The sequence below is a fragment of the Streptomyces sp. NBC_00259 genome (assembly GCF_036181745.1).
In the GTDB taxonomy this organism is placed as follows: domain Bacteria; phylum Actinomycetota; class Actinomycetes; order Streptomycetales; family Streptomycetaceae; genus Streptomyces; species Streptomyces pratisoli.
In genome coordinates, this window is record NZ_CP108080.1 from 3,554,638 (window position 1) to 3,579,954 (window position 25,317).

The 25,317-nt window shown below is 71.3% G+C and carries 30 protein-coding genes and 1 tRNA gene; 21 read left to right on the forward strand and 10 right to left on the reverse strand.

The window, feature by feature from the left end:
• The first annotated feature begins 104 nt into the window (after positions 1 to 104).
• From OG766_RS15785 to OG766_RS15795, 3 genes are all read left to right on the forward strand, one after another.
• Positions 105 to 1,043, forward strand: coding sequence for an ROK family protein (locus OG766_RS15785; RefSeq protein ID WP_443045606.1), 939 nt, complete (start codon positions 105 to 107; stop codon positions 1,041 to 1,043).
• Complete coding sequence (gene nagA, locus OG766_RS15790) at positions 1,043 to 2,179, forward strand: N-acetylglucosamine-6-phosphate deacetylase (RefSeq protein WP_266379507.1); 1,137 nt, start codon at positions 1,043 to 1,045, stop codon at positions 2,177 to 2,179. The genes OG766_RS15785 and nagA overlap by 1 nt, the downstream gene beginning before the upstream one ends.
• A gap of 114 nt (positions 2,180 to 2,293) precedes the next feature.
• On the forward strand, positions 2,294 to 3,220 hold the full coding sequence (locus OG766_RS15795; RefSeq protein ID WP_328727483.1) for a 1-phosphofructokinase family hexose kinase: 927 nt from the start codon (positions 2,294 to 2,296) through the stop codon (positions 3,218 to 3,220).
• A gap of 33 nt (positions 3,221 to 3,253) precedes the next feature.
• On the opposite strand, the gene OG766_RS15800 is transcribed toward OG766_RS15795, so the two are convergent.
• Positions 3,254 to 4,222: a CBM35 domain-containing protein gene (locus OG766_RS15800; protein WP_266379510.1), complete on the reverse strand. Its 969-nt coding sequence runs from the start codon at positions 4,220 to 4,222 to the stop codon at positions 3,254 to 3,256.
• Positions 4,223 to 4,343: 121 nt separating this feature from the next.
• Positions 4,344 to 6,110 (reverse strand): diguanylate cyclase CdgB, encoded by a 1,767-nt coding sequence (cdgB, locus tag OG766_RS15805; RefSeq protein WP_328725605.1) that lies wholly within the window; start codon positions 6,108 to 6,110, stop codon positions 4,344 to 4,346.
• 367 nt (positions 6,111 to 6,477) lie between these two features.
• Between cdgB and OG766_RS15810 the strand changes: the two genes are divergently transcribed.
• Entirely contained in the window at positions 6,478 to 6,987 is a 510-nt protein-coding gene (locus OG766_RS15810) for a flavin reductase family protein (protein WP_323137288.1), read from the forward strand.
• Between the two features lie 120 nt (positions 6,988 to 7,107).
• Here the strand turns inward: OG766_RS15810 and arfB are convergent, their stop codons facing one another.
• Positions 7,108 to 7,542: an alternative ribosome rescue aminoacyl-tRNA hydrolase ArfB gene (gene arfB / locus OG766_RS15815; protein WP_266379520.1), complete on the reverse strand. Its 435-nt coding sequence runs from the start codon at positions 7,540 to 7,542 to the stop codon at positions 7,108 to 7,110.
• A gap of 149 nt (positions 7,543 to 7,691) precedes the next feature.
• On the opposite strand from arfB, the gene OG766_RS15820 reads away from it, so the two are divergent.
• The gene (locus OG766_RS15820; RefSeq protein ID WP_266379522.1) at positions 7,692 to 8,267 is read left to right on the forward strand and encodes a TerD family protein; all 576 of its coding nucleotides are present in this window, start codon (positions 7,692 to 7,694) and stop codon (positions 8,265 to 8,267) included.
• A 172-nt stretch (positions 8,268 to 8,439) separates the two neighbouring features.
• Here OG766_RS15820 and OG766_RS15825 read toward each other — a convergent pair whose 3' ends face one another.
• Both OG766_RS15825 and OG766_RS15830 read right to left on the reverse strand, forming a co-directional pair.
• Entirely contained in the window at positions 8,440 to 9,870 is a 1,431-nt protein-coding gene (locus OG766_RS15825; protein ID WP_328725606.1) for a M1 family metallopeptidase, read from the reverse strand.
• Between the two features lie 136 nt (positions 9,871 to 10,006).
• The gene (locus OG766_RS15830) at positions 10,007 to 10,564 is read right to left on the reverse strand and encodes a GlcG/HbpS family heme-binding protein (RefSeq protein ID WP_328727484.1); all 558 of its coding nucleotides are present in this window, start codon (positions 10,562 to 10,564) and stop codon (positions 10,007 to 10,009) included.
• 424 nt (positions 10,565 to 10,988) lie between these two features.
• On the opposite strand from OG766_RS15830, the gene OG766_RS15835 reads away from it, so the two are divergent.
• The 3 genes from OG766_RS15835 (at position 10,989) to OG766_RS15845 (ending at position 13,600) form a co-directional block, all read left to right on the forward strand.
• Positions 10,989 to 12,170 carry a sensor histidine kinase gene (locus OG766_RS15835; protein WP_328727485.1) on the forward strand — a complete coding sequence of 394 codons (1,182 nt, stop codon included), beginning with the start codon at positions 10,989 to 10,991 and terminating at the stop codon, positions 12,168 to 12,170.
• Positions 12,167 to 12,796 carry a response regulator transcription factor gene (locus OG766_RS15840; protein WP_328725607.1) on the forward strand — a complete coding sequence of 210 codons (630 nt, stop codon included), beginning with the start codon at positions 12,167 to 12,169 and terminating at the stop codon, positions 12,794 to 12,796. Before OG766_RS15835 ends, OG766_RS15840 begins: the two co-directional genes overlap by 4 nt.
• Positions 12,797 to 13,099: 303 nt before the next feature.
• A complete protein-coding gene (locus OG766_RS15845; protein ID WP_266379529.1) occupies positions 13,100 to 13,600 on the forward strand; it encodes a hypothetical protein in 501 nt (166 codons plus the stop codon).
• Positions 13,601 to 13,660: 60 nt separating this feature from the next.
• Here OG766_RS15845 and OG766_RS15850 read toward each other — a convergent pair whose 3' ends face one another.
• Entirely contained in the window at positions 13,661 to 14,335 is a 675-nt protein-coding gene (locus OG766_RS15850) for a pentapeptide repeat-containing protein (protein WP_266379532.1), read from the reverse strand.
• A 126-nt stretch (positions 14,336 to 14,461) separates the two neighbouring features.
• Between OG766_RS15850 and OG766_RS15855 the strand changes: the two genes are divergently transcribed.
• Positions 14,462 to 15,463: a zinc-binding dehydrogenase gene (locus OG766_RS15855; protein WP_328725608.1), complete on the forward strand. Its 1,002-nt coding sequence runs from the start codon at positions 14,462 to 14,464 to the stop codon at positions 15,461 to 15,463.
• Positions 15,464 to 15,582: 119 nt separating this feature from the next.
• Here OG766_RS15855 and OG766_RS15860 read toward each other — a convergent pair whose 3' ends face one another.
• Positions 15,583 to 16,473: an aminoglycoside phosphotransferase family protein gene (locus tag OG766_RS15860; protein WP_266379538.1), complete on the reverse strand. Its 891-nt coding sequence runs from the start codon at positions 16,471 to 16,473 to the stop codon at positions 15,583 to 15,585.
• 74 nt (positions 16,474 to 16,547) lie between these two features.
• On the opposite strand from OG766_RS15860, the gene OG766_RS15865 reads away from it, so the two are divergent.
• The 3 genes from OG766_RS15865 (at position 16,548) to OG766_RS15875 (ending at position 18,741) form a co-directional block, all read left to right on the forward strand.
• The gene (locus OG766_RS15865) at positions 16,548 to 17,942 is read left to right on the forward strand and encodes an NAD(P)/FAD-dependent oxidoreductase (protein WP_328725609.1); all 1,395 of its coding nucleotides are present in this window, start codon (positions 16,548 to 16,550) and stop codon (positions 17,940 to 17,942) included.
• 277 nt (positions 17,943 to 18,219) lie between these two features.
• Positions 18,220 to 18,576, forward strand: a complete 357-nt coding sequence (locus tag OG766_RS15870; protein ID WP_328725610.1) for a helix-turn-helix domain-containing protein — start codon at positions 18,220 to 18,222, stop codon at positions 18,574 to 18,576.
• Positions 18,577 to 18,649: 73 nt separating this feature from the next.
• Positions 18,650 to 18,741 (forward strand) — tRNA-Ser (locus OG766_RS15875).
• Between the two features lie 129 nt (positions 18,742 to 18,870).
• Here OG766_RS15875 and OG766_RS15880 read toward each other — a convergent pair.
• Positions 18,871 to 19,032, reverse strand: a complete 162-nt coding sequence (locus OG766_RS15880; RefSeq protein ID WP_328725611.1) for a hypothetical protein — start codon at positions 19,030 to 19,032, stop codon at positions 18,871 to 18,873.
• Between the two features lie 250 nt (positions 19,033 to 19,282).
• Between OG766_RS15880 and OG766_RS15885 the strand changes: the two genes are divergently transcribed.
• Positions 19,283 to 19,720 (forward strand): hypothetical protein, encoded by a 438-nt coding sequence (locus OG766_RS15885; protein WP_328725612.1) that lies wholly within the window; start codon positions 19,283 to 19,285, stop codon positions 19,718 to 19,720.
• Between the two features lie 346 nt (positions 19,721 to 20,066).
• Here the strand turns inward: OG766_RS15885 and OG766_RS15890 are convergent, their stop codons facing one another.
• Both OG766_RS15890 and OG766_RS15895 read right to left on the reverse strand, forming a co-directional pair.
• Complete coding sequence (locus tag OG766_RS15890) at positions 20,067 to 20,270, reverse strand: hypothetical protein (protein ID WP_328725613.1); 204 nt, start codon at positions 20,268 to 20,270, stop codon at positions 20,067 to 20,069.
• A 176-nt stretch (positions 20,271 to 20,446) separates the two neighbouring features.
• The gene (locus OG766_RS15895; protein ID WP_328725614.1) at positions 20,447 to 20,917 is read right to left on the reverse strand and encodes an NUDIX hydrolase; all 471 of its coding nucleotides are present in this window, start codon (positions 20,915 to 20,917) and stop codon (positions 20,447 to 20,449) included.
• A gap of 18 nt (positions 20,918 to 20,935) precedes the next feature.
• Between OG766_RS15895 and OG766_RS15900 the strand changes: the two genes are divergently transcribed.
• The 8 genes from OG766_RS15900 to OG766_RS15935 all read left to right on the forward strand — a co-directional run bounded on the left by OG766_RS15900 (position 20,936) and on the right by OG766_RS15935 (position 25,316).
• Positions 20,936 to 21,715, forward strand: a complete 780-nt coding sequence (locus tag OG766_RS15900; RefSeq protein ID WP_328725615.1) for a GntR family transcriptional regulator — start codon at positions 20,936 to 20,938, stop codon at positions 21,713 to 21,715.
• A gap of 138 nt (positions 21,716 to 21,853) precedes the next feature.
• Positions 21,854 to 22,210 carry an SCO3933 family regulatory protein gene (locus OG766_RS15905; protein WP_242338505.1) on the forward strand — a complete coding sequence of 119 codons (357 nt, stop codon included), beginning with the start codon at positions 21,854 to 21,856 and terminating at the stop codon, positions 22,208 to 22,210.
• 2 nt (positions 22,211 to 22,212) lie between these two features.
• Positions 22,213 to 23,571, forward strand: coding sequence for an FtsK/SpoIIIE domain-containing protein (locus OG766_RS15910; protein WP_328725616.1), 1,359 nt, complete (start codon positions 22,213 to 22,215; stop codon positions 23,569 to 23,571).
• Positions 23,572 to 23,658: 87 nt separating this feature from the next.
• Positions 23,659 to 24,312, forward strand: coding sequence for a DUF2637 domain-containing protein (locus tag OG766_RS15915; RefSeq protein ID WP_328725617.1), 654 nt, complete (start codon positions 23,659 to 23,661; stop codon positions 24,310 to 24,312).
• Between the two features lie 20 nt (positions 24,313 to 24,332).
• Entirely contained in the window at positions 24,333 to 24,527 is a 195-nt protein-coding gene (locus tag OG766_RS15920; protein WP_328725618.1) for a mobile element transfer protein, read from the forward strand.
• A 16-nt stretch (positions 24,528 to 24,543) separates the two neighbouring features.
• Positions 24,544 to 24,699, forward strand: a complete 156-nt coding sequence (locus tag OG766_RS15925) for a hypothetical protein (RefSeq protein ID WP_262006109.1) — start codon at positions 24,544 to 24,546, stop codon at positions 24,697 to 24,699.
• A gap of 24 nt (positions 24,700 to 24,723) precedes the next feature.
• Positions 24,724 to 25,035, forward strand: a complete 312-nt coding sequence (locus OG766_RS15930) for a SpdD-like protein (RefSeq protein WP_328725619.1) — start codon at positions 24,724 to 24,726, stop codon at positions 25,033 to 25,035.
• 92 nt (positions 25,036 to 25,127) lie between these two features.
• The gene (locus tag OG766_RS15935) at positions 25,128 to 25,316 is read left to right on the forward strand and encodes a hypothetical protein (RefSeq protein ID WP_328725620.1); all 189 of its coding nucleotides are present in this window, start codon (positions 25,128 to 25,130) and stop codon (positions 25,314 to 25,316) included.
• Position 25,317: the final 1 nt, after the last annotated feature.

Sequence of the window (25,317 nt, forward strand, 5' to 3'; positions counted from 1 at the left end):
TGCGACCGCAACAATCCGGAGTAGTGGACTAGACCTGTCTTGGGTCCGCGCGCGAGACTGTACGCGTGAGACACGTCATCGCCCTCGATGTGGGCGGCACCGGGATGAAGGCCGCCCTCGTCGGGGCGGACGGGACACTGCTGTACGAGGCACGCCGCGCGACCGGCCGGGAGCGCGGTCCCGACGCCGTCGTCGAGACCATCCTCGGCTTCGCCGCGGAGCTGCGCGCGTACGGCGAGGAGCGGTACGGCGAGAGCGCCGCGGCCGCCGGGGTCGCCGTACCGGGCATCGTCGACGCCGAGCAGGGCATCGCCGTGTACGCGGCGAACCTGGGCTGGCGCGACGTCCCCATGCGCGCTCTGCTCGGCGAGCGGCTCGGCGGCGTCCCCGTCGCCCTCGGCCACGACGTACGCACCGGCGGACTCGCCGAAGGCCGCATCGGGGCGGGCCGCGGCGCCGACCGGTTCCTGTTCGTCCCCCTCGGCACCGGGATCGCCGGGGCCATCGGCATCGGCGGCGCGATCGAGGCCGGCGCCCACGGGTACGCGGGCGAGATCGGCCATGTCGTCGTGCGGCCCGGCGGCCCGGAATGCGGCTGCGGACAGCGCGGCTGCCTGGAGACCCTGGCCTCGGCCTCCGCCGTCTCCCGGGCCTGGGCCGCTGCCAGCGGCGACCCCGCCGCGGACGCGGCGGACTGCGCCAAGGCCGTCGCCTCCGGGGACGAGAGCGCCGTACGGGTGTGGCAGGACGCGGTCGACGCGCTCGCCGACGGACTGGTCACCGCGCTCACCCTGCTGGACCCGCGCACCCTGATCATCGGTGGCGGGCTCGCCGAGGCAGGAGAAACCTTGTTCACGCCCCTGCGGGCCGCGGTCGAGGCACGCGTCACCTTCCAGAAACTGCCCGAGATCGTCCCGGCGGCCCTCGGGGACACCGCCGGCTGCCTGGGCGCGGGCCTCCTCGCCTGGGACCTGCTCGACACCCCCGGCAGAGCCGCGGCCCCCGCCGCATCCGAAACACTCACCACGGAGGTAACCGCCTGATGGCCGACCGGATGGTTCTCACGGGCGCCCGGGTGGTGCTGCCCACCGGCGTCGTCGAGAACGGGCGCGTGATCGTCGAAGGCACCCGGATCGCCGGGCACGCCCCCGCCGACGCGCCCTCCGTCGACCTGTCCGGCCACTGGCTGGTCCCCGGCTTCGTGGACATGCACAACCACGGCGGCGGCGGGGCCTCCTTCACCTCCGGCTCGGCCGAGGACGTGCTCACGGGCGTACGCACCCACCACGAGCACGGCACCACCACGATGGTCGCCTCCACCGTGACCGGGGACATGGACTTCCTCACCCGGCGGGCCGGGTTCCTGTCCGAACTGGTCGAGCAGGGCGATCTGGCCGGCATCCACTTCGAGGGCCCCTTCATCTCCCCCTGCCGCAAGGGCGCGCACAGCGAGGAGCTGCTCCGCGATCCCGATCCGGCGCAGGTGCGCAAGCTGATCGACGCCGCCCGCGGTACGGCGAGGATGGTCACGCTCGCCACCGAACTGCCCGGCGGCATCGAGTCCGTACGGATGCTCGCCGAGCGCGGCGTGATCGCGGCGATCGGCCACACCGACGCCACGTACGAGCAGACCGTCGAGGCCATCGACGCGGGCGCCACCGTCGCCACGCACCTGTTCAACGCCATGCCGACCCTCGGGCACCGGGCCCCGGGCCCGATCGCCGCGCTGCTGGAGGACGACCGGATCACCGTCGAGCTGATCAACGACGGAACGCATCTGCACCCGGCGGCGCTGGAGCTGGCGTTCCACCGCGCGGGGGCCGCCCGGGTCGCGTTCATCACGGACGCGATGGACGCGGCGGGCTTCGGCGACGGCGTCTACCACCTGGGTCCGCTGGAGGTCGAGGTCAAGGAAGGCGTCGCCCGGCTGGTGGAGGGCGGCTCGATCGCCGGCTCCACGCTCACCCTGGACACGGCGTTCCGGCGGGCCGCGGCCGTCGACGGGCTGCCGGTCGAGGACATCGTCCAGGCGATCTCCGCCAACCCGGCCCGGCTGCTGGGCGTCGACGACCGGGTCGGCTCGCTGGAAGTCGGCAAGGACGCGGATCTGGTCGTCCTGGACGCCGAGTTCGGGCTCAAGGGCGTGATGCGCAAGGGCGCATGGGTGGTCGAGCCGTAGGAGACCCGGCATGCGCGGGCGGTTGGCCGACGGGGGGCTGGGCCAACCGCCTTCTTTTTGGCATGATCAGGATCCGTCCGGCGAAGACAAGCGCATGTTCAGGGGGTGTCACAGGTGATCCTCACGGTCACGCTGAACGCCGCCCTCGACCTGACGTACCGGGTCCCCGCCCTCCTGCCGCACACCTCTCACCGGGTCTCCGAGGTCATCGAGCGCCCCGGCGGCAAGGGACTGAACGTCGCCCGGGTGCTCGCGGCGATCGGCCACGACACGGTCGTCACCGGCTTCGCCGGCGGCACCACCGGCGAGATCCTGCGCGCACAGCTGGCCGGGCTGCCGGTGCGGGACGCGCTCGTGCCCGTCGCGGGGACCACCCGGCGCACGCTCGCCGTGGTCGACGCGGCGAGCGGTGACACGACCCAGTTCAACGAGCCCGGCCCGACCGTCACGCCCGACGAATGGACGGCGTTCCTCACCTCGTACGAGTCGCTGCTGCGCGACGCCGAAGCCGTCGCGCTGTGCGGCAGCCTCCCGCCGGGCATCCATGTGGGCGCGTACGCGGAGCTGATCCGCCGGGCGCGGGCGGCCGGCGTCCCCGCGCTGCTGGACACCAGCGGCGAGCCGCTGCGCCGCGGTATCGCGGCCCGTCCCGACCTGGTGAAGCCGAACGCGGACGAGCTGGCCCAGCTCACCGGCTCCCGCGAGCCGCTGCGCGCCACCCATGACGCCCGCCGCCGCGGGGCCCGCACGGTGGTCTCCTCGCTCGGCCCGGACGGCATCCTCGCGGCCACCCCCGACGGCACCTGGCAGGCCACCCCGCCGGGCACAGTACTCGGCAACCCGACGGGCGCCGGCGACTCGGCCGTCGCCGGCCTGCTCTCGGGCCTCGTCGAGTCCCTGCCCTGGCCGGACCTGCTCACCCGCGCGGTGGCCCTCGCGACCGCGACGGTCCTCGCGCCGACGGCCGGCGACTTCGACCGGGCGTCCTACGAGGACCTGCTGCCGAGGATCACGGTGACGGAGCACGCCCCGGCGGCATGATCCGCTCGGGGCGTGTTCGGCACTCTCGGGCGATCAGCCGGTCTTGACCTCGAGGTAGTCGAGGATCGCGTCGCACTGGTTGCCCTGCTCGCAGGAGAGCTTGAGCTGGTTCTCCCCCTTCTTCAGGGTGACCGGCGCCCACGTGGTCTGCCAGTTCTTCTCCAGGTTCGGGTCCGAGGAACCGATGAAGTTCTTCAGGCCGATGGGGTTGGTGTTCGCCTTGCCGTTGACGGTGAGCGTCGCGTTGGCGTCCTTGGCCGGAATGGCGTACCGCACGTACAGACGGTAGTTGCCCGCCTTCTCCACGCTCGCGTTCCAGGTCACCGAGGCGCCGACCGCGTTGAAGCCGGTCACATAGGCGCCGTCGGCACCCTGCGCGCCCTTGACGTCCTTCGCCAGTGCGGCCGGCGACCCGAGCTTCAGCGTCGCCGCGTCCTGCTTCGGCAGCTCGGCCGGCTTCTCGTCGGAGCCGTTGGACGCCTCGTCGCTCGGTCCCACCTCGTCGGCGGGTGCGCTGTTGCCCGGGTTGGCCCTGGGGTCGTCCTTGTCGTCGCCGCCGCTGGTCCACAGGGCGGCGCCGATACCGATGACGACCACGGCCACCACGGCGACGGCGCCGATGAGCAGACCCTTGGTGTTGGGCCCGCCGCCACGGCCGCCTCCGCCGCCCTGGGGCAGCGGGACCTGGCGGGTCGGGGCACCGCCGGGGTACGTCTCGGGAGCCGCGTACTGGGGGCTGGGCTGCTGGCCGTAGGGCTGCTGGTGCGGGACCTGGCCGTACGGCTGCTGCGGCGCCTGCGGCTGCCCGTACTGGCGCTCGCCGACGGTTCTGACCTGGTTGTACGACGTCCTGGGCACCCCGGGCTGTGCGGCCGGGCCGGGGTAGCCGTAGCCACCGCCCTGACGGGGAGGTGTGGCGCCCGCCTGCTGCCCGTCCGCATACAGGTAGCCGAACGGATCCTCGTCCTCGGGCGTGCTCGCGCCGTTGTTCCCGGCCGTCATCCCTGGGTCACTCCTATCCATGCTCGCCAGCCGTCGCCGACCGGCCGAGCCTACCCCGTTCGAGTCACTCCAAGGACGGTCCACAGCCCCGGCCGGTTCCCCGCCGCTTCCCGGCCGCCGACTATCCCGCGCGTCTGTGGACCTTGGCCCTGGACCGCTTCTCGATGTACATGCGCTGGTCAGCGGACTGAAGTACCTCTTCTACGGACATACCGCAGACCGCCCAGCCGATTCCGAAGCTCGCTCCGACCCGGACCGCCCGCCCGTCCACCCGGATCGGCGGAATGATCGCGTTCCGCAGGCGTACCGCCAGGTCGGCGGCGTCCGCCGCGGTGAGGCCGTCGGCGAGGACGACGAATTCGTCACCTCCGAGCCGCGCGACCGTGTCCCCGTCGCGCACGCCGGTGGTGAGCCGGCGCGCGACCTCGATGAGGACGGCGTCGCCGGTGTTGTGCCCGAAGCGGTCGTTGATCGACTTGAAGCCGTCGAGGTCGCAGAAGAGGACGGCGAGGCCCTTCGTACCGTCGTCGGCCTCCCCGTCCAGGGCGGGGGCGACGGCGTGCACATGATGGTCGTACGCACTGCCCGGCGTATCGAAGTCGAATCCGTCGGCGCGGAAGCGGGGCTTGCCCTCGCCACCGTCCTCGTAGCCGGGCGGGTAGCCGTTCTCCCCGTATCCGGTGTCGCCGAATCCGTTGCCGCCGTAGCCGTTGTCCCCGTACTCGCCGAAGCCGTTCCCGTCCCCGTACGGGCTCTGGTAGTCCCGGGTGTGCAGCGTCGGGCCGATGGCCTGGCGCGCGCTCTGGGGCCGCTCGCACAGCCGGGCACTGAGCCGCGCGCGCAGCTCCGCGTTGTTGGGCAGGCCGGTCAGCGCGTCATGGCTGGCCCGGTGCGCGAGCTGCAGCTCGTGGCGCTTGCGCTCCTCGATGTCCTCGACGTGCGTGAGCAGGAAGCGGGGACCGTCGGCGGTGTCGGCGACGACGGAGTTGCGCAGCGAGACCCAGAGGTACGTCCCGTCGCGGCGGCCGAGACGCAGCTCGGCCCGGCCGCCCTCGGCGGAGGTGCGCAGCAGGGTGCCGATGTCCTCGGGGTGGACGAGATCGGAGAAGGAGTAGCGGCGCATCGCGGACGCGGGGCGGCCGAGCAGCCGGCACAGGGCGTCGTTCGTGCGCAGCAGGCGGCCGTGCTGGTCCCCGCCCATCTCGGCGATGGCCATGCCGCTCGGCGCGTACTCGAAGGCCTGCCGAAACGACTCCTCACTGGCGCGCAGGGCCTGCTGCTCGCGCTCCAGGCGGACCAGCGCGCGTTGCATGTTCGCTCGGAGCCGGGCGTTGCTGATCGCAATCGCGGACTGCGACGCGTACATCTGGAGCGCCTCCTGGCCCCAGGCGCCGGGTCGGCGGCCGTTGCGCGGCTTGTCGACCGAGATGACACCGAGGAGTTCGCGTCCGCCGCCCGATGCGTACATCGGCGCGTAGAGCCGGTCCTGGGGGTGCCACTCGTCCTCGAAGCGGGGCTCGGGGCCTTCCGTGTACCACTGCGGAACGTCGTCCTCCAGCAGCACCCAGCCCTCGGTGTGCGGTATGAAGCGCAACTCGCCCCAGGCCTCGCCCATCCCGAGGCGGCGCTCCCAGGAGGCGCGGGAGCCGACCCGGCCGGTGATCAGGGCTTCCGCCGCGGTGTTCCCGGCGAAGGCGGCGACGACGAGGTCCCCGTCGGGGCGTACGAGATTGACGCATGCCAGCTCGTACCCGAGCCCGGCCACGATGCCGTCGGCGACGGTCTGCAGCGTGTCCGCCAGGCTTCGGGCCGTGTTGAGGTCCGCCACGACCTGATGCAGCTGCCTCAGGGTCGCAAGACGGACGTACGGCTCCGACTCGGTCTCCATCGCTCGCTCTCCCCGAGACCTCGAACAGCTGACTCCAGGTTTCTCATCGGGCTCTGTCGGTGCACCGTGTTCGGCGCAGTGTTCCCGCCACTGAATCACAGCGAGCTGTCCACCCGGTACACAGGGTCAACAATTCCTCGGCTCTGTGACTCAAGTCACAACAGATGATGAAGAGAGGTACGAGGGCTGTGGGAGCCGTCCATCGCTTCTTGAACGCAAATTCGGCAGACAGCCGTACCGGTCCCGAGTCCTAGGACCTGGATGGTCCCCTGGCCCGATGTGGCCGAGCGGGGGCGCGGCTAGCGTTCCGGTCGTGCCGCAGACGACCCCCGCCCCAAGTGCCGAAGCCATCCTCCATGCTGAGGGGGTGAGCGACGAAGAGTTCCGTGCCGCGATGTCCCGGCTGGCCGCCGGAGTGGTGCTGGTGACGGCCCATGAACCGCCGCTGGCGGAGGACGGCCCGCGCGGCGAGGACGTCGGCATGACCGCGACGGCGTTCATGTCGGTCTCCCTGGACCCGCCGCTCGTCATGGTGAGTCTGCGCAACGGCTCGCGCATGGACGACCTGCTCGCGGAGCAGCCCGTGTGGGGCGCCTCGTTGCTCTCCGAGAACCAGCGGCACATCGCCGGCCGCTTCTCCATGAAGGGCCGCATCAGCGACCGGCTCCTCTTCGAGGACATCGCGTACGCCCGGGGCGAGGTGTGCGGCGCACCGCTCGTCGGCGGGGCGCTGGCGGTCCTGGAATGCCGTACGGAACAGCGCGTGGAGGCGGGCGACCACACTCTCGTGATCGCCCGAGTGCTCAGCGCGGGCCTGCCCGGCCCGGACGGTGGGCCGCTGATGTACTTCCGCGGGCGCTACCGGCACCTGGGCTGACGGACGCACGTCGGCTGGGGGCGATCCCGGCGACGAGGGGTCGGGGGTGAGGTCCGGGGCGAGGCGGCCGGGGCCGGGTCGAGGTCCGGGTGCGAGGTGGCCGGGGGTGCCCGTCCGGGGCTACCAGTCGCGGCCGGTGCGGCCGCGCTTCGTCTGCGCGCGCTGCTTCTTCTCCCGCAGACGGCGCTCGTTGATGCCGCGCGGGATCTTCGTGGGCCGCCGCGGCCGCGGCGGCGGAGCCGTGGCCTCCGCGAGGAGCGCGGCCAGCCGGACCGCCGCCGACTCCCGGTTGCGCCACTGGGAGCGGTGCTCGGACGACCGTACGCTGATCACACCGCCGTTCAGCCGGGACGCGAGGCGCTCCAGCGCACGCGCCTTCCAGACGGGTGGCAGCGACTCCGTCGCCGCGAGGTCGAAGCGGAGCTCGACCTGCGAATCGCTCGTGTTCACATGCTGACCGCCGGGACCCGACGACCGCGAGAAACGCCACATGAGCTCGGCCTCCGGCAGGGAGACCGAGCCTCGGATGAGATAGGGCCCGGACATGTGTCCCATGGTCGCGTCTGTGGGCGATCCGCGTCATGTTCTTTTAGCGGGGAAACGGGGAACCTGGCGGTCCTTCGCCCGCGTTATGCACGGTGACGGTAGCTTCGGGAATCACGAAGCCCGACCGCACTGCACTCGACCAGGAAAGGGACCTCCCCATGGCTGTAAGCCTGTCCAAGGGCGGCAACGTCTCGCTCACCAAGGAGGCACCGGGCCTGACCGCCGTCACGGTGGGCCTCGGCTGGGACGTCCGTAGCACCACCGGCACCGACTTCGACCTCGACGCCTCGGCGATCGCGGTCAACAACGGCGGGAAGGTCGTCTCCGACGGCCACTTCGTCTTCTTCAACAACAAGTCGACGCCGGACCAGTCCATCGTCCACACCGGTGACAACCGCACCGGCGAGGGCGGCGGCGACGACGAGCAGATCAACGTCAACCTGGCGGGTCTCGCTGCCGACGTCGAGAAGATCGTCTTCCCCGTGTCCATCTACGACGCGGAGAACCGCAGCCAGAACTTCGGCCAGGTTCGCAACGCGTACATCCGCATCGTCAACCAGGCCGGCGGCACCGAGATCGCCCGCTACGACCTGAGCGAGGACGCCGCCACGGAGACCGCCATGGTCTTCGGCGAGCTGTACCGCAACGGCGCGGAGTGGAAGTTCCGCGCGGTCGGCCAGGGTTACGCCTCGGGCCTGGTCGGCATCGCCCAGGACTTCGGCGTCAACGTCTGAGTCGACGTCCGGGGTCATCCGGCGTACGTACACCCCGAAGGCCCCGGCCGCCGTCCCGGCCGGGGCCTTCGGCATGGCCGGGGCACCCTGAGCACGGTCGATCGAGGCGCGAGAGCAGGGCCGGGGGCGTGCGCAGGCCGGGGCGCGTGAGCAGGGCCGGGCTATGGCGTCTCTACGGCTTCGCCGGCTTGTCCTCGCCGTACAGCCAGACGTCCCACAGGGCGGTGAGGTCCTTGCCCGACGTCTTCTCGACGAAGGCCACGAAGTCCTCGGTGGAGGCGTTGCCATGGCGATGGGTCCGCGGCCAGTCCTTCAGGAGGGCGAAGAAGGCGTCGTCACCGACGGCCTGGCGGATCTTGTGCAGGACCATCGCACCACGCTCGTACACCGGTTCGCCCAGGAGGTTGTTCACCGGCGGATCGGCGGGCGGGAAGATCCAGTTCCCCTTGTCGGCGAAGGCGTCCTCGAAGTGCTTCTGGGCGGTGACGCCCTCGAAGTCCTCGCCGTACAGCCACTCCGCGTAGGTCGCGAAGCCCTCGTTGAGCCACACGTCCTTCCACGCCTTCGGCGAGACCGAGTTGCCGTACCACTGGTGGGCCGTTTCATGGACGAGGAAGTCCACGTTGAAGGCCCCGACCGGGTACACGGGCCGGGTCTGCGTCTCCAGCGCGTAGTCCGCGTCCCCCTCGCGTTCGACGATCGCTCCGGTGGAGGAGAACGGGTACGGGCCGAAGTTCTCCTGCGCCCAGTCCAGGACTTCGGGGATGCGGGCGCGCGTCTCGTCGCTCTCCTCGGCGACGGTCTTGTCCACGGCCGTGTACACGGGAACGCCCTGCGCGGGGCGGGAGCTCTTGACGTCGTACTCGCCGATGCCGACGGTCGCGAGGTAGCTCGCCATCGGTTCGGCCGAGCGCCAGGCGAAGGAGGTGCGGCTGCCGCCGGCCGCGGGCCGCTGGGACCTCAGCTCTCCGTTGGAGACCGCCGTCAGACCCTTGGGAACGGTGACGGTGATGTCGTACGTCGCCTTGTCGCTGGGGTGGTGGTTGCCGGGGAACCACGCCATCGACCCCTGCGGCTCACCGAGCGCGAAGGCGCCGTCCGCGGTCCTCAGCCAGCCCTCCCTGGAACCGTCGGGATCGGTGAGGGTGGCCGGGCTGCCGGCGTAGCGGACGACGGCCTTGAAGACGCCGCCCTTGCCGAGGCCGTCGCGCGGGCGGACCGTCACCTCGTCACCGTCGCGCTGGACGATGGCCGGGGCACCGTCGACGGTCACGCCCTCGACGTCCAGTCCGTGGAGGTCGAGGTTGAAGGCGCTGAGGTTCTGGGTGGCACGGGCGGTGATGGTCGCGGTGCCGGAGAGCTTGTTCGGCTTCGGCTCGTAGTCGAAGGCGAGGGCGTAGTGCTGGACGTCGTAGCCGCCGTTGCCGAGCTTGGGAAAGTACGGGTCGCGCAGACCGGCCGATCCGGGCGTTCCGGCGACACCGCGGCCGAAGCCGCTTCCCCCGGCGCCGTCGCTGTTCGCCGTGCAGGCCGAGGCCGAGGCCGTGAGCACGGTGAGGGCGGCGACGGACGCCAGGGCACGGAGAAGCAGTCGCTGGTCCACACGGCGATCCTATGTGCGGAATGTCCGACTCCGCCGTGTGCCGCGGTGATCCACCACACAGCGGCAGGAAGACACGGACACCGGGCGACGGCGTGCGGACGCCTGTGACCTGCCCGAACGCCGTGGCCCTGCGCCGCTACCTGGCGAGGGCGGCGACGCCGGCCCGGGCGAACTTCTCGTCGAGGTCACCGCTCGGGGCGCCCGCGACACCGATGCCCGCGATCGGCGCGCCCTTCACCTGGACGGGAGCACCGCCGGCGAGGAACAGCGTGCCCGGGATGTCCTTCAGGTTCGGCGCCTGCTGGAGCCGCCCGGCCAGCTCGGAGGTGGGCGCGTTCCAGGAGACCGCGGTGAACGCCTTGCGCTGCGCGGACTCGTACGACTGCGGGCCCGCGCCGTCGCCGCGCAGGGTGACGACGGTGTTGCCGTTGCGGTCGACGACGGCGACCGTCACCCGCTGGTTCTCGTCCTGCGCGGCCTCCAGCACGGCCCGGGCGGCCTTGACCGCCGCATCGGCGGTCAGGTGCGTGCTCTGGTGGAGGCTGCGGTGCGCGGTGTCGGCCGCGGCCGTGGCGGATGCGGGGGCGGCCGGGGCGGCGGCGTTCGCGGAGACCGCGCCGAAGGTGCCGGCGCCGAGCGCGGCGGCGGCGACGGCGCCGGTCAGGACGCGGGCGCGCAGCGACATCTTCTTCATGGTCTTCCTGCTCTTCCTGTTGCTCGTGTCGTTCGTTTCCTTCATGGGATCGATCCTCGGGCCGAGGACGGCGCCCCACGGTCGACGGAGCGGATGCTTCCGGCATGCCTGACGGACGACGGGCAGGTCAGCCGATCGGCTGATGCGCGCATGGTTCCGCCGGGTCACCATGGGTGCATCCATGCAGGTCAGCGAGGAGTGGTAGACGGTGGAGCAGACCCCCGGGGCAGCCCCTGGGCCGGACCCCGGCGGCCGCGACACGGGCACGCGCGAGCCGGGCACGAGCGACCCCGGGGCGAGCGACCCTGGCACGCGCGACCGGGGCACGAGCGACCCGGGCAGCACGCGCGTCCTCGACGACCACGCACCGGGCAACGGCGAGCCCGGCGGCCGAGACCCCGACACCCGACGGCTCGCGTGGGTCATGCACGCGGCGTTCTTCCTCCTCCTCGGCGCCTCGCTCGTCCGCTATCTGCTGCGGCACGCCTGGGAGGGCCGCTCCCCGTGGATCATCGGCCTGTCGGCCGCGCTCGCCGCGCTGTACGTCCTCGGCCCGGCCCTCGGCTCCCGCGCCACGCCCCGCCGGCTGGTCTGGCTCGGCACCGTCGTCGCCGTCTGGATGGTTCTCGTCGTCCTCGCGCCCAGCTTCGCCTGGTGCGCGGTGCCGCTCTTCTACACCGGCCTGCGCACCCTGCCGCCGCGTGCCGCGCTGGTCCTGGTCGCGCTGCTCACCGCGTTCGTCGTGGCCGCGCAGCTCCAGCTCGCGCACGGCGGCTTCGACCCCAACCTGGTGATCGCCCCGCCCGCCGTCGCCGCCATCGCCACCGCCGTCTTCGTCCACGCCGAACGCCTCGCCGCCCGTCAGCGCGCACTGATCGACGACCTGCTCAGCACGCGACGCGAACTCGCCGCCACCGAACGCCGCGAAGGCACCCTCGCCGAACGCCAGCGGCTCTCCATGGAGATCCACGACACCCTCGCCCAGGGCCTTTCGAGCCAGCAGATGCTGCTCCAGGCCGCCGACCGCACCTGGGACGCGGATCCGGCGACCGCACGCCGCCATGTCCGTACCGCCGAATCGATCGCCGAACGCAATCTCGCCGAGGCCCGCCGCTTCGTCCACGACCTCGCACCCGCCGATCTCGCGGAGGGCGGCGGCCTGGAGCAGGCCCTGCGCGCCCTCGCCGCACGGGAGTCGGCGGGATTCCGGGTCGACGGTGCGCCGGTTCCCCTGCCCGACCGGGTGCAGTCGGCACTCCTGCGCATCGCCCAGGGCGCCCTGGCCAACGTCCGCGAGCACGCCGGAGCCACCTCCGCCGCCCTGACCCTGACCTACCTCGACGACCAGATCGTCCTGGACATCGCGGACGACGGCCGCGGCTTCGAACCCGCGCGCACCCGCGGCGGTGTACGCGGACACGGGCTGCCCGCCATGCGGGCACGCGTCCGGCAGCTCGGCGGCACCCTGACCGTCGAGTCCACGTCCGGCGAGGGCACGGTGCTCTCGGCGGCGGTCCCACTGGACACCCGGGACGCGCGGGACACCCGGGACACGCAAGACACCCGCGCCGTGCTGGACGCCCAGGACACCCGGGAGACGCCATGACCGTAAGGATCCTGCTCTGCGACGACCACGCCGTCGTACGCGCCGGACTCCTCGCCCTGCTCGGCAGCGAACCCGGCATCGAGGTGGTCGGCGAGGCGGGCAGCGGGGAGGAGGCCGTGGCCATGGCCGCGAAGCTCAAGCCGGACGTGGTGCTGATGGACCTCCAGCTGGGCCCCGGCATCGACGGCGCCGAGGCCACCCGCCGGATAGCCGCGCTCCCCGACGCGCGTGCCCATGTGCTCGTCCTCACGACGTACGACACGGACGCGGACATCACCCGCGCCATCGAGGCGGGCGCGACCGGCTATCTGCTGAAGGCCGAACGCCCCGAGGAGCTCTTCGCCGCGATCCACGCCGCCGCACAGGGCCGCACGACCCTCTCACCGCCGGTCGCCGGCCGAGTGATGGACCGCATGCGCGGCGCGGCCCGCCCGGCGCTCACCACACGCGAGCTGGACATCCTGGACCAGCTCTCCCACGGCCTGGGCAACCGCGAGATCGCCCGCGCGCTGTTCATCAGCGAGGCGACGGTGAAGACGCATCTGGGCCGTATCTACGCGAAGTTGGGCGTCGACACGCGGGCGGGCGCGGTGGCCGTGGCGAAGGAGCAGAGGCTGCTTCCGTGAGCCTCCCGGCGGCCGTGGCTCCCCTCCCCACCACATCGGCCAGGAGACCTGCCACAGCGGACGACGCGACACCGGCGCGGGACGGGGACAGCACCGGCGCGGGGCGGCGCCGGCACGGCACCCGCACGCCCGCGACGCGGGCAACGGGCACGCCTCACCACCCGACCCCTCACCACCGGCCTCTCGCCACCTCGCCCCTCACCACCGAATCCCTCGCCACCCGGCCCCTGCCCGGTCCCGTACGACCTGGGCGTACAGGACCGGGCGTACGAGACGCCGTACCGCGCATGACACCATCGACCCGTGCTCGACATCGGCTACTCCCTCTCCCGCCGCTTCCCCGACCCGCCGCAGACCGACTACCGGACCGCGGACGTCCACGCGCTGCGCCACGACCTCTTCTGCGGCGACGTCTACCTCGCGGACACCAAGGCCGACCACGAGGTGTCCACAGCCTGGGGATGGGTGCCGGTGCTCGACTTCGCCTGGGCGCTGTGCGACATCGTGGAGCAGCTCGACCGGGACCCGCTCGGCAGCCGCTCCGCGCAGCCGCAGCACGCCGAGCTGGACTTCACCGAGTCGTCCGACCGCATGCTCTTCGAGCGTCGCTTCGGCTGGGTGGACGTCGAGGCCGACTGGATGCCCGGCGACGAGCCCCCACTCACCTTCAACCACGGCGAACTGCGCCGCGAGGCACGCGACTTCCTGCACGACCTGATCGCCGACCTCACCGACATGCACGACGGCCTCGCCGACAACCCCGTCGTCTGGGACCTGCAGGCCCGCTTCCCCCGCATCCCCTGACACCCCCGGCCGCGGAACCCCGGAGGGCTCCCGGCCGCGGGACCCCGGGGGCCCCGGATCTCAGTCCTCCACCCGCACCCCCAGCTGCGCCGCGAACGCCGGTGCCAGATCCATCAGCTGGGCGGTGCTGATCACCGCCCCGGACAGCCCCTCCATCCCCCTGGCGACCTCCAGCTCCGCCACGTGCCGCAGATCGACGTCCCGCATCCGCACACCGCTGAAGTCGACCTGCCTCAGCGCACAGTCCCGGAACTCCACCCGCTCCAGCTGCGCCGCCCCGAAGTCCGGCTCGGACAGCACGCACCCCTCGAACACCACGTCCTTCAGCCGCGCGTTGCGCAGATTCAGATAGTCGATCTTCCCGCCCCGCACCAGCACCCGCTCCAGCACGGCCCCGTGCAGCTGGACCCCTCCCATGCGCGCGTCGACGACCTCCACGTCCCGCAGCGAGGCGCCCGCGAGATCCGTCCCCACGCCCCGCACCCCCGTCAGCACCGAGTCGATGAACCGCGCGCCCGTCAGCGAGGTCTCGTCCAGCACACAGTCCCGCAGCGCACAGTCCAGGAACCTCGCGCCCGCCCCGTTCTCACCCGCCAGATCCAGCCCCGCCAGCTCCAGACCGTCGTAGTCCCCGTCCGGCTCCAGCCCGCCGCCCCCGAACGGACCCAGCGGCGGCAGCCGCACCTCCGGCCGCCGTGCCGCCGCCACTCCCGTGTTCCTCGCCTTCCGCACCATGCCCCTCATGGTGGCGCACCGCACTGACAACGCCCCGTATGCCCGGAGGGCTTGACCTCAACCTTGCTTGAAGTTGAAGAGTGGGGCCATCAACGCACTTCAGCGCTGAGCACACCGGGAGGGACCATGCACGCCATCCGCCTTCACGCCTTCGGCCCCGCCGAGAACCTCACCTACGAGACCGTCGACGACCCCGAACCCGGCCCCGGCCAGGTCCGGATCGCCGTCGCCGCGGCCGGGGTCCACCTCCTCGACGCCGCCCTCCGCGAAGGCATGCCCGGCCCCTTCCCCGGACCCGCAGAGCTGCCGACCGTCCCCGGCCGCGAAGTCGCCGGCACCGTCGACCGCATCGGCGAAGGCACCGACGAAAGCTGGCTGGGCAAGCGCGTCGTCGCGCATCTCGGCATGGTCCCCGGGGGGTACGCCGAACTCGCCGTCACCGACACCGACCGGCTCCACGAGATCGCCGACCACCTCGACGAGGCCGCCGCCGTAGCCATGATCGGCACCGGCCGCACCACCCTCGGCATCCTCCAGTACACCGATCTGGCCCCGCGGTCCGTCGTGATCGTCCCCGCCGCGGCCGGCGGCATCGGCACCCTCATCGTCCAGTACGCCAAGAACGCCGGCGCCACGGTCATCGGCCTCGCCGGCGGCCCCGCGAAGGTCGCCCACGTCACCGCGAACGGCGCCGACCTCGCCGTCGACTACACGCTCCCCGACTGGCCCGAACACGTCCGCACCTACCTCGGCGAACGCGACCTGCACGCCACCGTCGTCTACGACTCCGTCGGCGGTGACACCGCCCGCGCCGCCGTCGACCTCCTCGGCAAGGGCGGCCGGCACATCGTCTTCGGCTGGTCCAGCCACGGCATCCTCGAAGGCTCCGCGCTCACCTTCACCGACGACGAACTCGCCGAACGCGGCATCGCCTCCGAGTCCGTCCTCGGCCCCGCCATGCTCGAAAAGGCCGGCGGCCTGCGCGCCCTCGAAACCCGCTCCCTCGACGAAGCCACCACGGGCCGCCTCCGCCCCGCCGTCCACCGCTTCCCGCTCGCCGAAGCCGCGTCCGCCCACCGCGCCCTCCAGACACGCGGCACCATCGGCAAGGTCGTCCTGATCCCCTAGCCCCACGACGCCCCATGACGCCCCACGACGCCCCACGAGCAACGAGCGCCTCGTCGGTCGACCGGTACAACTCCTGGACGACGACCGACGGGGTGTTCCCGTCCGGCGCGGACCCCTCCTCACCGCGCCAGAAGCATCCGAGCGATGGCGACCTGTTCCTCCGGCAGCCGCACCGCACCCTCCGACACCCGCCACAGACCGTTCTGCAGCACCCGGCCCACCGTCCACGCCCGCGCCCGCGCCCGGTCCAGGCCCAGCCGCTCCGTCAGCAGATCGAACCGCCACAGCGTGTCGTCCGCGTCGAAACGGTTCCACAGCGCCGGGAACAGCTCGAACCCCGGATCACCCGCCAGCGGCTTCGGATCGATCGACAGCCACGGCTCCCGCTCGGCGGCCAGGACGTTGTCGTAGTGCAGGTCCCAGTGCAGCAACCGGTCCCCGGGCTCCCCCGCCACCTCCCGGACCGCCGCCGCACAGTCCCGCAGCAGCCGCCGCTCCTCCTCATCCTCCAGCGCGGCCACCGCCCCCGGCACCCGCGCCGACATCCGCGCCGCGATGTCCCCCAACCGCCGCAGCCCCACCGGCGGGGCCGGCACCGCCGTCAGACGCGCCAGCAGCTCCCCCAGGATCCGCACCGCCTCCCGGCCGTCCGGCAGCGCCGACAGATGCCGCCCCTCGTCCAGCCGCTCCAGCAGCATCGTCCCCGTACCCGCGTCATGGTCCAGCAGCCGAACCGCCCCGGCCCCGTCCCACACCCGCAGCGCCAGCGGCTCGCCCTCCGTCTCCTCGTCCAGGAGCTGCAGCTTCAGCGCCGCACGCGTCCCGTCGCCCACCCGCACCACCGGCAGCACCAGCGACGCCACCCCGCTCATCGAAGGCCCCGTGACCCGCAGCCCCCATCGCGCCATGAACTCCGCCGCCCGCCCCGGCAGAGCCTCGACGAAGGCGCGCCCCGCCTCCCCGTTGTACTCGATCTGCTTCGCGACCAGCTCGTCCGGAATGTCGACCACCCCCGGATCGTACGACCGCCACTCACCCGCCCCAGCCTGGACAGCCCAACCGCCACCGGTGTACGAACAGCCTCATGACCAGCACGATCAACGGCGGCATCTCCTTCTGGTACGCGGACGACGGCATACCCGCCCCCCGGGAGCCCCTGCCGGGCGACGCGACCGCCGACGTCTGCATCGTCGGCGGCGGATACACCGGGCTGTGGACGGCGTACTACCTCAAGAAGGCCGTCCCCTTCCTCAACATCACCGTCCTCGAAGCCAAGTTCTGCGGATACGGCGCCTCCGGACGCAACGGCGGCTGGCTCTACAACGGCATCGCCGGCCGCGACCGCTATGCCCGCCTCCACGGCCACGACGCCGCCGTACGCCTCCAGCAGGCCATGAACGACACCGTCGCCGAGGTCGTCCGCATCGCCGCCGAAGAGAACATCGACGCCGACATCCACCAGGGCGGCGTCCTCGAAGTCGCCCACAACCCCGCGCAGCTGACCCGTCTCAAGAACTTCCACGCCGCCGAAATCGCCTTCGGCGAGAAGGACCGCGAACTGTACGGCGCCCGCGAGACCGCCGACCGCGTCCGCGTCGCCGGAGCCGTCGGCTCCACCTGGACCCCGCACGGCGCCCGTCTGCACCCGGTGAAACTGCTCAAAGGACTCGCGACGGCCGTCGAGGCACTCGGCGTCACCATCCACGAATCGACCCCCGTCACGGAGATCAAGCCCAAACACGCGATCACCCCGTACGGAACGGTCCGCGCCCCCTACGTCCTGCGCTGCACCGAAGGCTTCACCGCGTCCCTCGCACACCAGCGCCGCACCTGGCTCCCCATGAACTCCTCCATGATCGCCACGGCGCCCCTCCCCGACGACGTCTGGTCACAGATCGGCTGGTCCGGCCGCGAAACCCTCGGCGACATGGCCCACGCCTACATGTACGCCCAGCGCACCGCCGACAACCGCATCGCCCTCGGCGGCCGCGGCATCCCCTACCGCTACGGCTCCCGCACCGACAACGACGGCACCACGCAGGCCGCCACCGTCGACGCCCTGCGCACCGTCCTCACCCGCCTCTTCCCCCAACTCGCCGGAACCGACATCACCCACGCCTGGTCCGGCGTCCTCGGCGTCCCCCGCGACTGGTGCGCCACCGTCACCCTCGACCGCTCGACCGGCCTCGGCTGGGCCGGCGGCTACGTCGGCTCCGGCGTCGCCACCACCAACCTCGCCGCCCGCACCCTGCGCGACCTCATCCAGCAGGACTCCGGCCAGTCCGGTCCCACCGACCTCACCGCCCTCCCGTGGGTCAACCACAAGGTCCGCAAGTGGGAACCCGAGCCCTTCCGCTGGCTCGGCGTCCACACCCTCTACGCGGCCTACCGCACCGCCGACCGCCACGAACTCACGGCCCACACGACCCGCACCAGCCGCATCGCCACCCTCGCGGACAGGATCTCCGGCCGGCACTGACACCCCGGACACACGAACGGCCCCGCGGCATGCTCGCCGCGGGGCCGTTCCTCGTCGTACGCGAAGACCCCCAGCCTTGATCGGCTGGGGGTCTTTTCGCTGGAGCCCCCTGTCGGGTTCGAACCGACGACCCCCGCTTTACAAGTTCGATCTCGCCCCGGCGTGCTGGAGGCCCACCTCGCCTACCGGTGCCACACGTGGCTGCCGGTTGTTGCCGCCGTCCGTGGCCGTTGATGTCAGCATTGGATGTCAGCGGAACAGCTGCTGTACTCCGGAGATGACGAGACAGTTCGCCGAGATCTTGCAGGGCCTGATGGAGAATCGCCGCCTGACCCCAAGGGCTGTCAGTAGGGCGTCAGGCCGTGCCGAATCAACGATTCAGCAGCTGCTATCAGGCAAGGTGCTGCCATCCGTTGAGATAGTTCAGGACATCAGTCCCGTACTGGAAATATCGGCGGCCGACCTGCAAGTAATCGCCGGGCTTCCGGACGAGCCGCCACGAGACCATCCCGCCCCCTACCGGGCTGCGAACGAAATCGGACAGCTTGTTGCAGTGGCGAGCTGGCTCACCCCAGAGAAGGTGGCAGACCTGGTCGAGGTTGCCCGTAGCTACAGGTCAGAGGGCATTGAGTAGCTCACGCCTCTACTCCAGCATGTCAGCACACGGCCGCGCCACGGGGCATGCTGGCGAGGATAGCCGCGTGGATGGTGGAGTCTCACTAGCAGAGTCGCGCCGTCATCAGTCTTGAAAACCGTCGTGGCGGCGACGTCACCGTGGGTTCAAATCCCACACCCACCGCAGGTGAACGGCTCTTGACCAGGTAAATCGGTCAGGGGCCGTTCTCGTGAGCGTTGTCCGCCAGCGACTGCTGTTCCCCGCTGTTTCCCGTCCGAACGGGCACGGGAGGGGCACGTCGACTGGCCATCTCTAGAAGGCGAGCAGCCCGGCGAGCATCAAAGCCGCCACCGCAGAGAAGACCCGCAGCTTCCTCCAGCCCGGTCCCGAAGCCTGGCGGGTCAGCTCCCAGATGCCCACCAGACCGCCACCTAGGCCCAGCGCGCTGCGCAGCAGGAAAACGGTGGTGTGCACAGGGAGCCTCCAGTGACCTTCGAACGGACGGGAAGGCTACCCCTGGTGGCGGTCGCGTGGATGGTCAGCCCCAGTTTGGAAGACGCCGTATGCGGGTGACGGCTGACCTGGCAGTTTGCTGACCTGCGGGGGAGTGCCGTCGTCACTCTGGTTCCCCGTGGTTCCCCGCCCGCCTCCGACCGATCGGGCACGCGTGGGGCACGCGGCACCCGCCAGGAGCGCTTCTCGCGGGATCGAGCATCATGTGCGCATGCTGCTGACCTTCGGTCCCGACCGCCAAACGCGCGAGTTCACCTGCGACTGCTGCAATGCTCCCATCGAGCGAGCGTGGGACTTCATCTATGCCGACGGTGCTCCGCACGCCGTGTACTTCGCGAACTGCTACCACCACACCGACCGCGACCACGATGCCTGGATAGACGTCATCTTCGGGACGTGGGGCGGGGGATCTGACCAGTGGAGTGACCACGTCGCCTTCGCCTGCCGCATCGGTCCGGTGTTGGGGCAGACCACGCCTGCCTCCACGCTTGTGACCGCCGGCCTGGCCCACCCCGATGGCCCGCTCTTCGGGCTCAAGCTCGATCGCGAAGCGGCCTTGCAGCACCCGCAGCTGAACGAGTTCTGGAAGGTGTCGGACTTCATCCTGGAGAACGACCCACTGGTGCGAGGGCACATCTACGGCCACTAGGAGACGAGGTCGGTGGAGCGGCTTTGGGCGGGAGCTGCCATGGGGCGAGAGATCGGGGCCCGTAAGCTTGCCGCGACTCGGGCAGTCTGTGGACCTGCCCGCTAAAGCCCGATGTGGGCCCCGATCTTCGAGGCTCGCCCCATGGTGGCTGCCTAAAGCCGTGGAGCCGACCGGCCCCAGCCACATCGGGCTACCGTCCACTGCATCAGGTGTGCTCGCTCCAGCCGCGCGGCCGGCGGAGCCGGGGCCCGGAGCGGGGCGGAGACAGGAGCGTCGGGGCCCGGCGCTGGAGCCGGGGCCGCGCGCGGCGAGCGGAGCGAGCCGCCTTGATGAAGTAGAGAAACTCTTACCGCGGAGCTTCCTGGGCGGCGTTGTCGCGTCCGGCGCGGAACTCGTCCAGGAGGTCGAAGAACATGTCCAGGGGCTGGATGTCCGCTGCTTCAGCTGCCCGTTCGATCTCGACGGCCCAGCCGAGCGGGCTCGAGTACTGCATGCCGAGCCGAGGCCAAAGCCACTCGCTGAACGGCCCGCAGTGATCGAAGTCCGTCATCGCCGGAGCTCCGTGGATCTCGCAGGCGACGCTGTACCCGTGCAGGATCGACTGAAGGTGCAAGACGGAACGGCCTCGCACGTACACGCCTGGCCGTAGGCGCACGTCGTCAAGGAAGTCGTGCACGTCTTCCAGCTCGCGCAAGGGCCTGGGCTTGGGGAGTCTTGCGCTGCTAGTCATGCCGAAGCCTCCAGCAACCGTTGGCCGTCGTGGCTCCGCACGTGGGGTCCGTGTCCGTCAAGGGCATCGAGCAGGCGGACTGCGTAGACCTCGGCCATCCGCTCGGCGACTTCGTCGGGCGTGAGCCAGTCAACTGCCGTGGACTCCGAAGAGGTTCGCTCGATGCCACCCGAAGGCTTGCACCGGAACACCAAGGCCACGATGCCTCGCGTCATGTTCTTGTAGACCCCGGTCAGCTCGTCGACCTCGACGCGGATGCCGGTCTCTTCCCAGACTTCCCGCGCTACGCCGTCCTCGGGGGCCTCGGTGAGTTCGAGGACGCCACCCGGCAGCTCCCAAGTTCCGTTGTCAGCCCGGCGGATCGCGAGTAGCCGGCCGTCTTCGCGCACGACCGCCCCTGCCACGGACACGGAGTGGAGAGGCGTTGACTTGTGCTGCGGGGAACCCGTACTCATGTACAGGAGCATAGGAGAGTGAGAAGGACTATGGGAACAGCGGTAGGAGGTGGCAGGGCCGTACCTCGGTACGTTCAGATCGCCGACGAGATCGTTCAGCAGATCCGGGCTGGTGTCCTGAAGCCTGGTGACATGGTGCCGAGTGAGTCGGAGCTGGTCGAGCGCTACGGCGTAGCCAGTGGAACGATTCGCAAGGCGATGGTGGAGGTCCGGGCCAGTGGCCTGGTGGAGACCCGCCACGGCAAGGGCTCGATCGTGATGGATCGGCCGCCGGTGCGGCTGCGGTCGTCGGACCGCTTCCGAGCTTCGCATCGTCGTGGCGGCAAGGCTGCCTATCTGGCGGAGTCCGAGCAGTCCGGCGCGACGGCCAAGGTGAGCGTCCTCTACATCGGCCCGATGGAGGCCCCCGAGGAGATCGCGGAACGGCTCGGCGTCGAGGCCGGCGCCCAGGTGCTCGCGCGTCGGCGGCTCTACTTCCGCAACGGGACACCCGTGGAGACGGCTAGCTCATACCTGCCGTGGGACGTGGTCAAGGACATCCCCGAGCTGTTCGGCGAGAACCCGGGCCCCGGGGGCATCTACGCCCGCCTCGAGGATGACGGTCATGTCTTCGCCGAGTTCGTCGAGACCCTCACGGCCCGGCCGGCCTCCAAGGCCGAGGCGTCCGAGTTGGCCCTGAGCCCCGGCGCACCCGTCGTCCACCTCATCCGCAACGCGGTGACCGAAGCGGGCCGCGTCGTCGAGGTCTGCGACACCCTCATGGCCGCTGATCAGTTCGTTTTCCAGTACCGGATCCCTGCCAGCGACTGACGCTCGCTCAACTCCGCACAACCCGCCCGGACTTCTTCGTCCAGGCGGGTTGACTCATGTATAGGAGTCAGGCACTCTTCTTCATGTCACTCATGTACATGAGTGACAGAGTCCAGCACTTCTAGAGGAGTGATCTCTGTGCGTCAGATCCCCGTCGACACCAACGCCGCCACCGTGATGGTGGCCCAGCCCCCGCAGCCCAAGGTGAAGGACCGCCGTACCGGCGAGCGCGCGATGGATGCCGAGACCGGCGCCGCGCTGTCGACCGTGGACGTGATGTTCGCGGCGAACGGTGAGGTGGAGATCCTTTCGGTGACCGTGCCCGAGACCGGCATCTCCGGTGATCTGGCCATGGGCACCCCGGTCGCCCTCACCGGACTGATCGCCCGGCCGTGGGAGAACGAGTTCAACGGCCAGCGCCGTCACGGCATCGCGTTCCGCGCGGTCGCCGTCACGTCGCTCGCAGCCGGTGCCACGAAGCCCAAGGCGGCCTGATCATGTCCTGGCTGACCGCCCTCCTGACGCTGGTCGTCGTCACCGCGGGTCTTCTGCGGTGGCGGCGCCCCGCCTGGTACTGGCTCACCTTCGGGGTCGTCCTGGCCACGCTGCGGGTCCTGGTCCACTACAGCTCGGTCATGGAGGCGTGCGGGCTGACCGTCCCCCCGCCGCGCTGGCGGCTCGCCATCGCCCGGATGGCCAACCGGCCCGCTCCCGAATCGCGTCCGCCGCGCATCCTGCGGCTTCGCCCGACTCGGACGGGTCTCGTCTTACGGCTGGGGCTACGGCCCGGTCAGGACGCCTTCGACGTGGCAGCCGCGTGCGACCGGCTGCGGCATTCGTTCGCGATGTACGGCGTCACGTCCTGCGAACTGCGTTCGGGTGTCGTCGAGTTGCGGATGACCGGCTACGACGTACTCGCCCGGGTGCAGATGCCCGCCAAGGTCGACAACGCCCCGATGCGCGTCCCCGTCGCCCTGCGCGAGGACGGGGCCGTCCACTACCGCGACTACCGCAGCACCCCGCACGCCCTGACCCTCGGCGCCACGAAGTCCGGCAAGTCCGTCTACCAGCGCAACCTGGTCGCCGAACTCGCCGCGCACGAGGTGGCCTTGGTCGGCATCGACTGCAAACAGGGTGTGGAGCTGTTCCCGCTGGCCCGCCGCTTCTCCGCTCTCGCCGACAACCCCGACACCGCCGCCGAACTCCTCGACGCGCTCGTCGCGCACATGGAGGGCGTCTACCAGCTGATCCGGGCCGAACAGCGCATCACCGCAGACGTCCCGGACGCGGAGATCGCCGCCGACATCTGGGACCTGCCCGACCATCTGCGTCCCACTCCGATCGTCCTGCTCGTCGACGAGGTCGCCGAACTCGCCCTGTTCGCCACCAAGGACGAGGAGAAGCGCCGCGACCGGATCATCACCGCGCTCGCGCGGCTCGCCCAGCTCGGCCGCGCTGCCGGCATCTATCTGGAGATCTGCGGACAGCGCTTCGGCTCCGAACTCGGCAAGGGCATCACGATGCTCCGCGCCCAGCTCACCGGCCGCACCGCTCACCGCGTCAACGACGAAACCTCCGCCAACATGGCCTTCGGCGACATCGCACCCGACGCCGTCCTGGCCGCCATCTCCATCCCGACCGAGACCCCCGGCCTCGCCGTCACCGGCGACTCGACCGGCGGCTGGGCCCGCATCCGCACTCCGCACACCTCGATGCGGCAGGCCGTGAACGCCTGCAACCGGCACGCCCACCGCGCCCCCGTGCTGCCCGGCTTCGCCGCCTTCCGGCCCGAACTGCCGCCCACGGTCTCGCTCGTCAAGATCCCGACCCCGACCGAGGCACCCGCCTCCGCCTGATCCACCCGCACCCCGGTCGGCGCGACCGCCTCGCGCCAAGTCCCTACCCCCGCCATGCCCAAAACGCCCTGCAAAGGAGGTGAAGACATGACCCGCTCACTCCGCGTCGACGCCGTCCTGGTGCAAGCCGTGATCGCCGGGGCCCTGTCCTTCGCCCACCTGCACGACCTCGCCGCCGCTGCCGGGCAGACCGGATGGAAGGCATGGGCCTACCCGGTCAGTGTCGACCTGCTCCTGGTCGCCGCCTGGCGTCGGCTGCGCAACGACGGACCCTCCCGGCTCGCCTGGTGCTGGTTCCTCATCGCACTGGTCGCCTCGCTCGGCGCGAACGTCGCCACCGCCGGGTTCCTCGACCTCCAGCACCCGCCCGCGTGGCTGCGCTTCGGCATCGCCGGATGGCCCGCACTCGCCTTCCTCGGCGGCACACTCCTCGCCCACTCACCGGCCGCGGTCGACCGTGACCCCGAACCCGAGCCGACCGAGAGTCTGCCGGCCGAACCGGCCCCCGCCGCTGAGCCTGCCCCCGTCGAGCCCTCGGAGCCTGCCCCGGCCCTGCCCGCAGCCCCCGAGCCCGCTCCCGAACCGGCTCCCGCCGTCCCGGCCGCGCTGGTCGACCACGCCCGCAAGGTCGCCGCCGACCACCGCGCCCGCACCGGTAGCCCGATCGACACCGACACCCTGCGTGCCCGCCTCGGTGTCCCCGCACCGATGGCCGCCGCCATCGCCGTCCAACTCGCTTGAAACGAAAGGAGATCACCACCATGCCCGCCCGCGACCACTTCCACTCCGTGATGCGGATCGGCCCGGTGCAGATCGGCACCCACCGCGACCGGCACGGCCGCACCAAGCACGCCGCCGTCTGCACCGCCGACCGCTGCGGCTGGTCCGCCGACTACGCCAGCCAGTCCGCCGCCCAGCTCGCCGCCCGCACCCACCGCTGCCGCATCACCGACTGACCGGGAGATCACCGCCATGGACGTACCGCTCTGGCTCGCCCTGATCGTCGTCGGCGCCCTCGGCATCAAGCTCATCCGCCCGCCGTGGTGGCTCGTCGCCGTGCTCCTCCTCGGCGGCTACCTCCTCGCCGACAGCCTCCTGGCCCCCGTCATCGACACCGCCGTCAAGTAGCGCACGCAGAAGGGAGAACCAACCATGTTCCGCCCGAAGATCCCCACCATGCCGACACCGACCGGCATCGTCACCCCGCCCGCCGTCGAGCCGACCGCGATCGTCCAGCACACCCCGGCCCCGGCACCCCTCGCACCGCCGGCACCGGCCCGGCCCACGGTCCAGCTGACGCCCGGCACCGCGCTCGCCCTCGTCGGCGGAGGCACCGCCGTCGTGCTCGTCGTCGGCACGGTCCTGGTCTCGATGCTCCTCGCGGTCGCCGTCACCGCGGCCTCGGTCGCCGTCTGCGCGCTCGTCGTCCGCTCGCTGATCGCCACCGAGCACAAGCGCCGCTGACCGGCCTCCGGGGCGGTCTCAACCGCCAAGTATCCGCCGCCCCGGAAGCCGTGCCCCTGCCCGAACCAACCGATCCGGAAGGAACACCCATCATGGCCCAGCCCACGACCGCACCCGTGCGGGTCTGCTCGAACTGCGACGGCTTCCCCACCGTGAGGGTCACCCTCGGCGGCCGCGACCGACACGGCAACCTCCGCACCATCGCCGCCCACTGCCCGACCTGCCACGGCACCGGCACCCAGTCCGCGCGCCGTGCGCTGACGGCACCGGCGGGGAGGTGAG

Bases quoted from the DNA above. Each gene is read 5' to 3' on its own strand.
- OG766_RS15900 (WP_328725615.1), top strand. From the start codon at position 20,936: ATGGGAACAGCGGTAGGAGGTGGCAGGGCCGTACCTCGGTACGTTCAG.
- OG766_RS15870 (WP_328725610.1), top strand. From the start codon at position 18,220: ATGACGAGACAGTTCGCCGAGATCTTGCAGGGCCTGATGGAGAATCGC.
- OG766_RS15930 (WP_328725619.1), top strand. From the start codon at position 24,724: ATGTTCCGCCCGAAGATCCCCACCATGCCGACACCGACCGGCATCGTC.
- OG766_RS15925 (WP_262006109.1), top strand. From the start codon at position 24,544: ATGGACGTACCGCTCTGGCTCGCCCTGATCGTCGTCGGCGCCCTCGGC.
- OG766_RS15840 (WP_328725607.1), top strand. From the start codon at position 12,167: ATGACCGTAAGGATCCTGCTCTGCGACGACCACGCCGTCGTACGCGCC.
- OG766_RS15830 (WP_328727484.1), bottom strand. From the start codon at position 10,564: ATGAAGAAGATGTCGCTGCGCGCCCGCGTCCTGACCGGCGCCGTCGCC.
- OG766_RS15835 (WP_328727485.1), top strand. From the start codon at position 10,989: ATGCACGCGGCGTTCTTCCTCCTCCTCGGCGCCTCGCTCGTCCGCTAT.
- OG766_RS15920 (WP_328725618.1), top strand. From the start codon at position 24,333: ATGCCCGCCCGCGACCACTTCCACTCCGTGATGCGGATCGGCCCGGTG.
- OG766_RS15915 (WP_328725617.1), top strand. From the start codon at position 23,659: ATGACCCGCTCACTCCGCGTCGACGCCGTCCTGGTGCAAGCCGTGATC.
- OG766_RS15855 (WP_328725608.1), top strand. From the start codon at position 14,462: ATGCACGCCATCCGCCTTCACGCCTTCGGCCCCGCCGAGAACCTCACC.
- OG766_RS15885 (WP_328725612.1), top strand. From the start codon at position 19,283: ATGCTGCTGACCTTCGGTCCCGACCGCCAAACGCGCGAGTTCACCTGC.
- cdgB (WP_328725605.1), bottom strand. From the start codon at position 6,110: ATGGAGACCGAGTCGGAGCCGTACGTCCGTCTTGCGACCCTGAGGCAG.
- OG766_RS15865 (WP_328725609.1), top strand. From the start codon at position 16,548: ATGACCAGCACGATCAACGGCGGCATCTCCTTCTGGTACGCGGACGAC.
- OG766_RS15910 (WP_328725616.1), top strand. From the start codon at position 22,213: ATGTCCTGGCTGACCGCCCTCCTGACGCTGGTCGTCGTCACCGCGGGT.
- OG766_RS15785 (WP_443045606.1), top strand. From the start codon at position 105: ATGAAGGCCGCCCTCGTCGGGGCGGACGGGACACTGCTGTACGAGGCA.
- OG766_RS15800 (WP_266379510.1), bottom strand. From the start codon at position 4,222: ATGACGGCCGGGAACAACGGCGCGAGCACGCCCGAGGACGAGGATCCG.
- OG766_RS15895 (WP_328725614.1), bottom strand. From the start codon at position 20,917: ATGCTCCTGTACATGAGTACGGGTTCCCCGCAGCACAAGTCAACGCCT.
- OG766_RS15850 (WP_266379532.1), bottom strand. From the start codon at position 14,335: ATGGTGCGGAAGGCGAGGAACACGGGAGTGGCGGCGGCACGGCGGCCG.
- OG766_RS15935 (WP_328725620.1), top strand. From the start codon at position 25,128: ATGGCCCAGCCCACGACCGCACCCGTGCGGGTCTGCTCGAACTGCGAC.
- nagA (WP_266379507.1), top strand. From the start codon at position 1,043: ATGGCCGACCGGATGGTTCTCACGGGCGCCCGGGTGGTGCTGCCCACC.
- arfB (WP_266379520.1), bottom strand. From the start codon at position 7,542: ATGGGACACATGTCCGGGCCCTATCTCATCCGAGGCTCGGTCTCCCTG.
- OG766_RS15820 (WP_266379522.1), top strand. From the start codon at position 7,692: ATGGCTGTAAGCCTGTCCAAGGGCGGCAACGTCTCGCTCACCAAGGAG.
- OG766_RS15890 (WP_328725613.1), bottom strand. From the start codon at position 20,270: ATGACGGACTTCGATCACTGCGGGCCGTTCAGCGAGTGGCTTTGGCCT.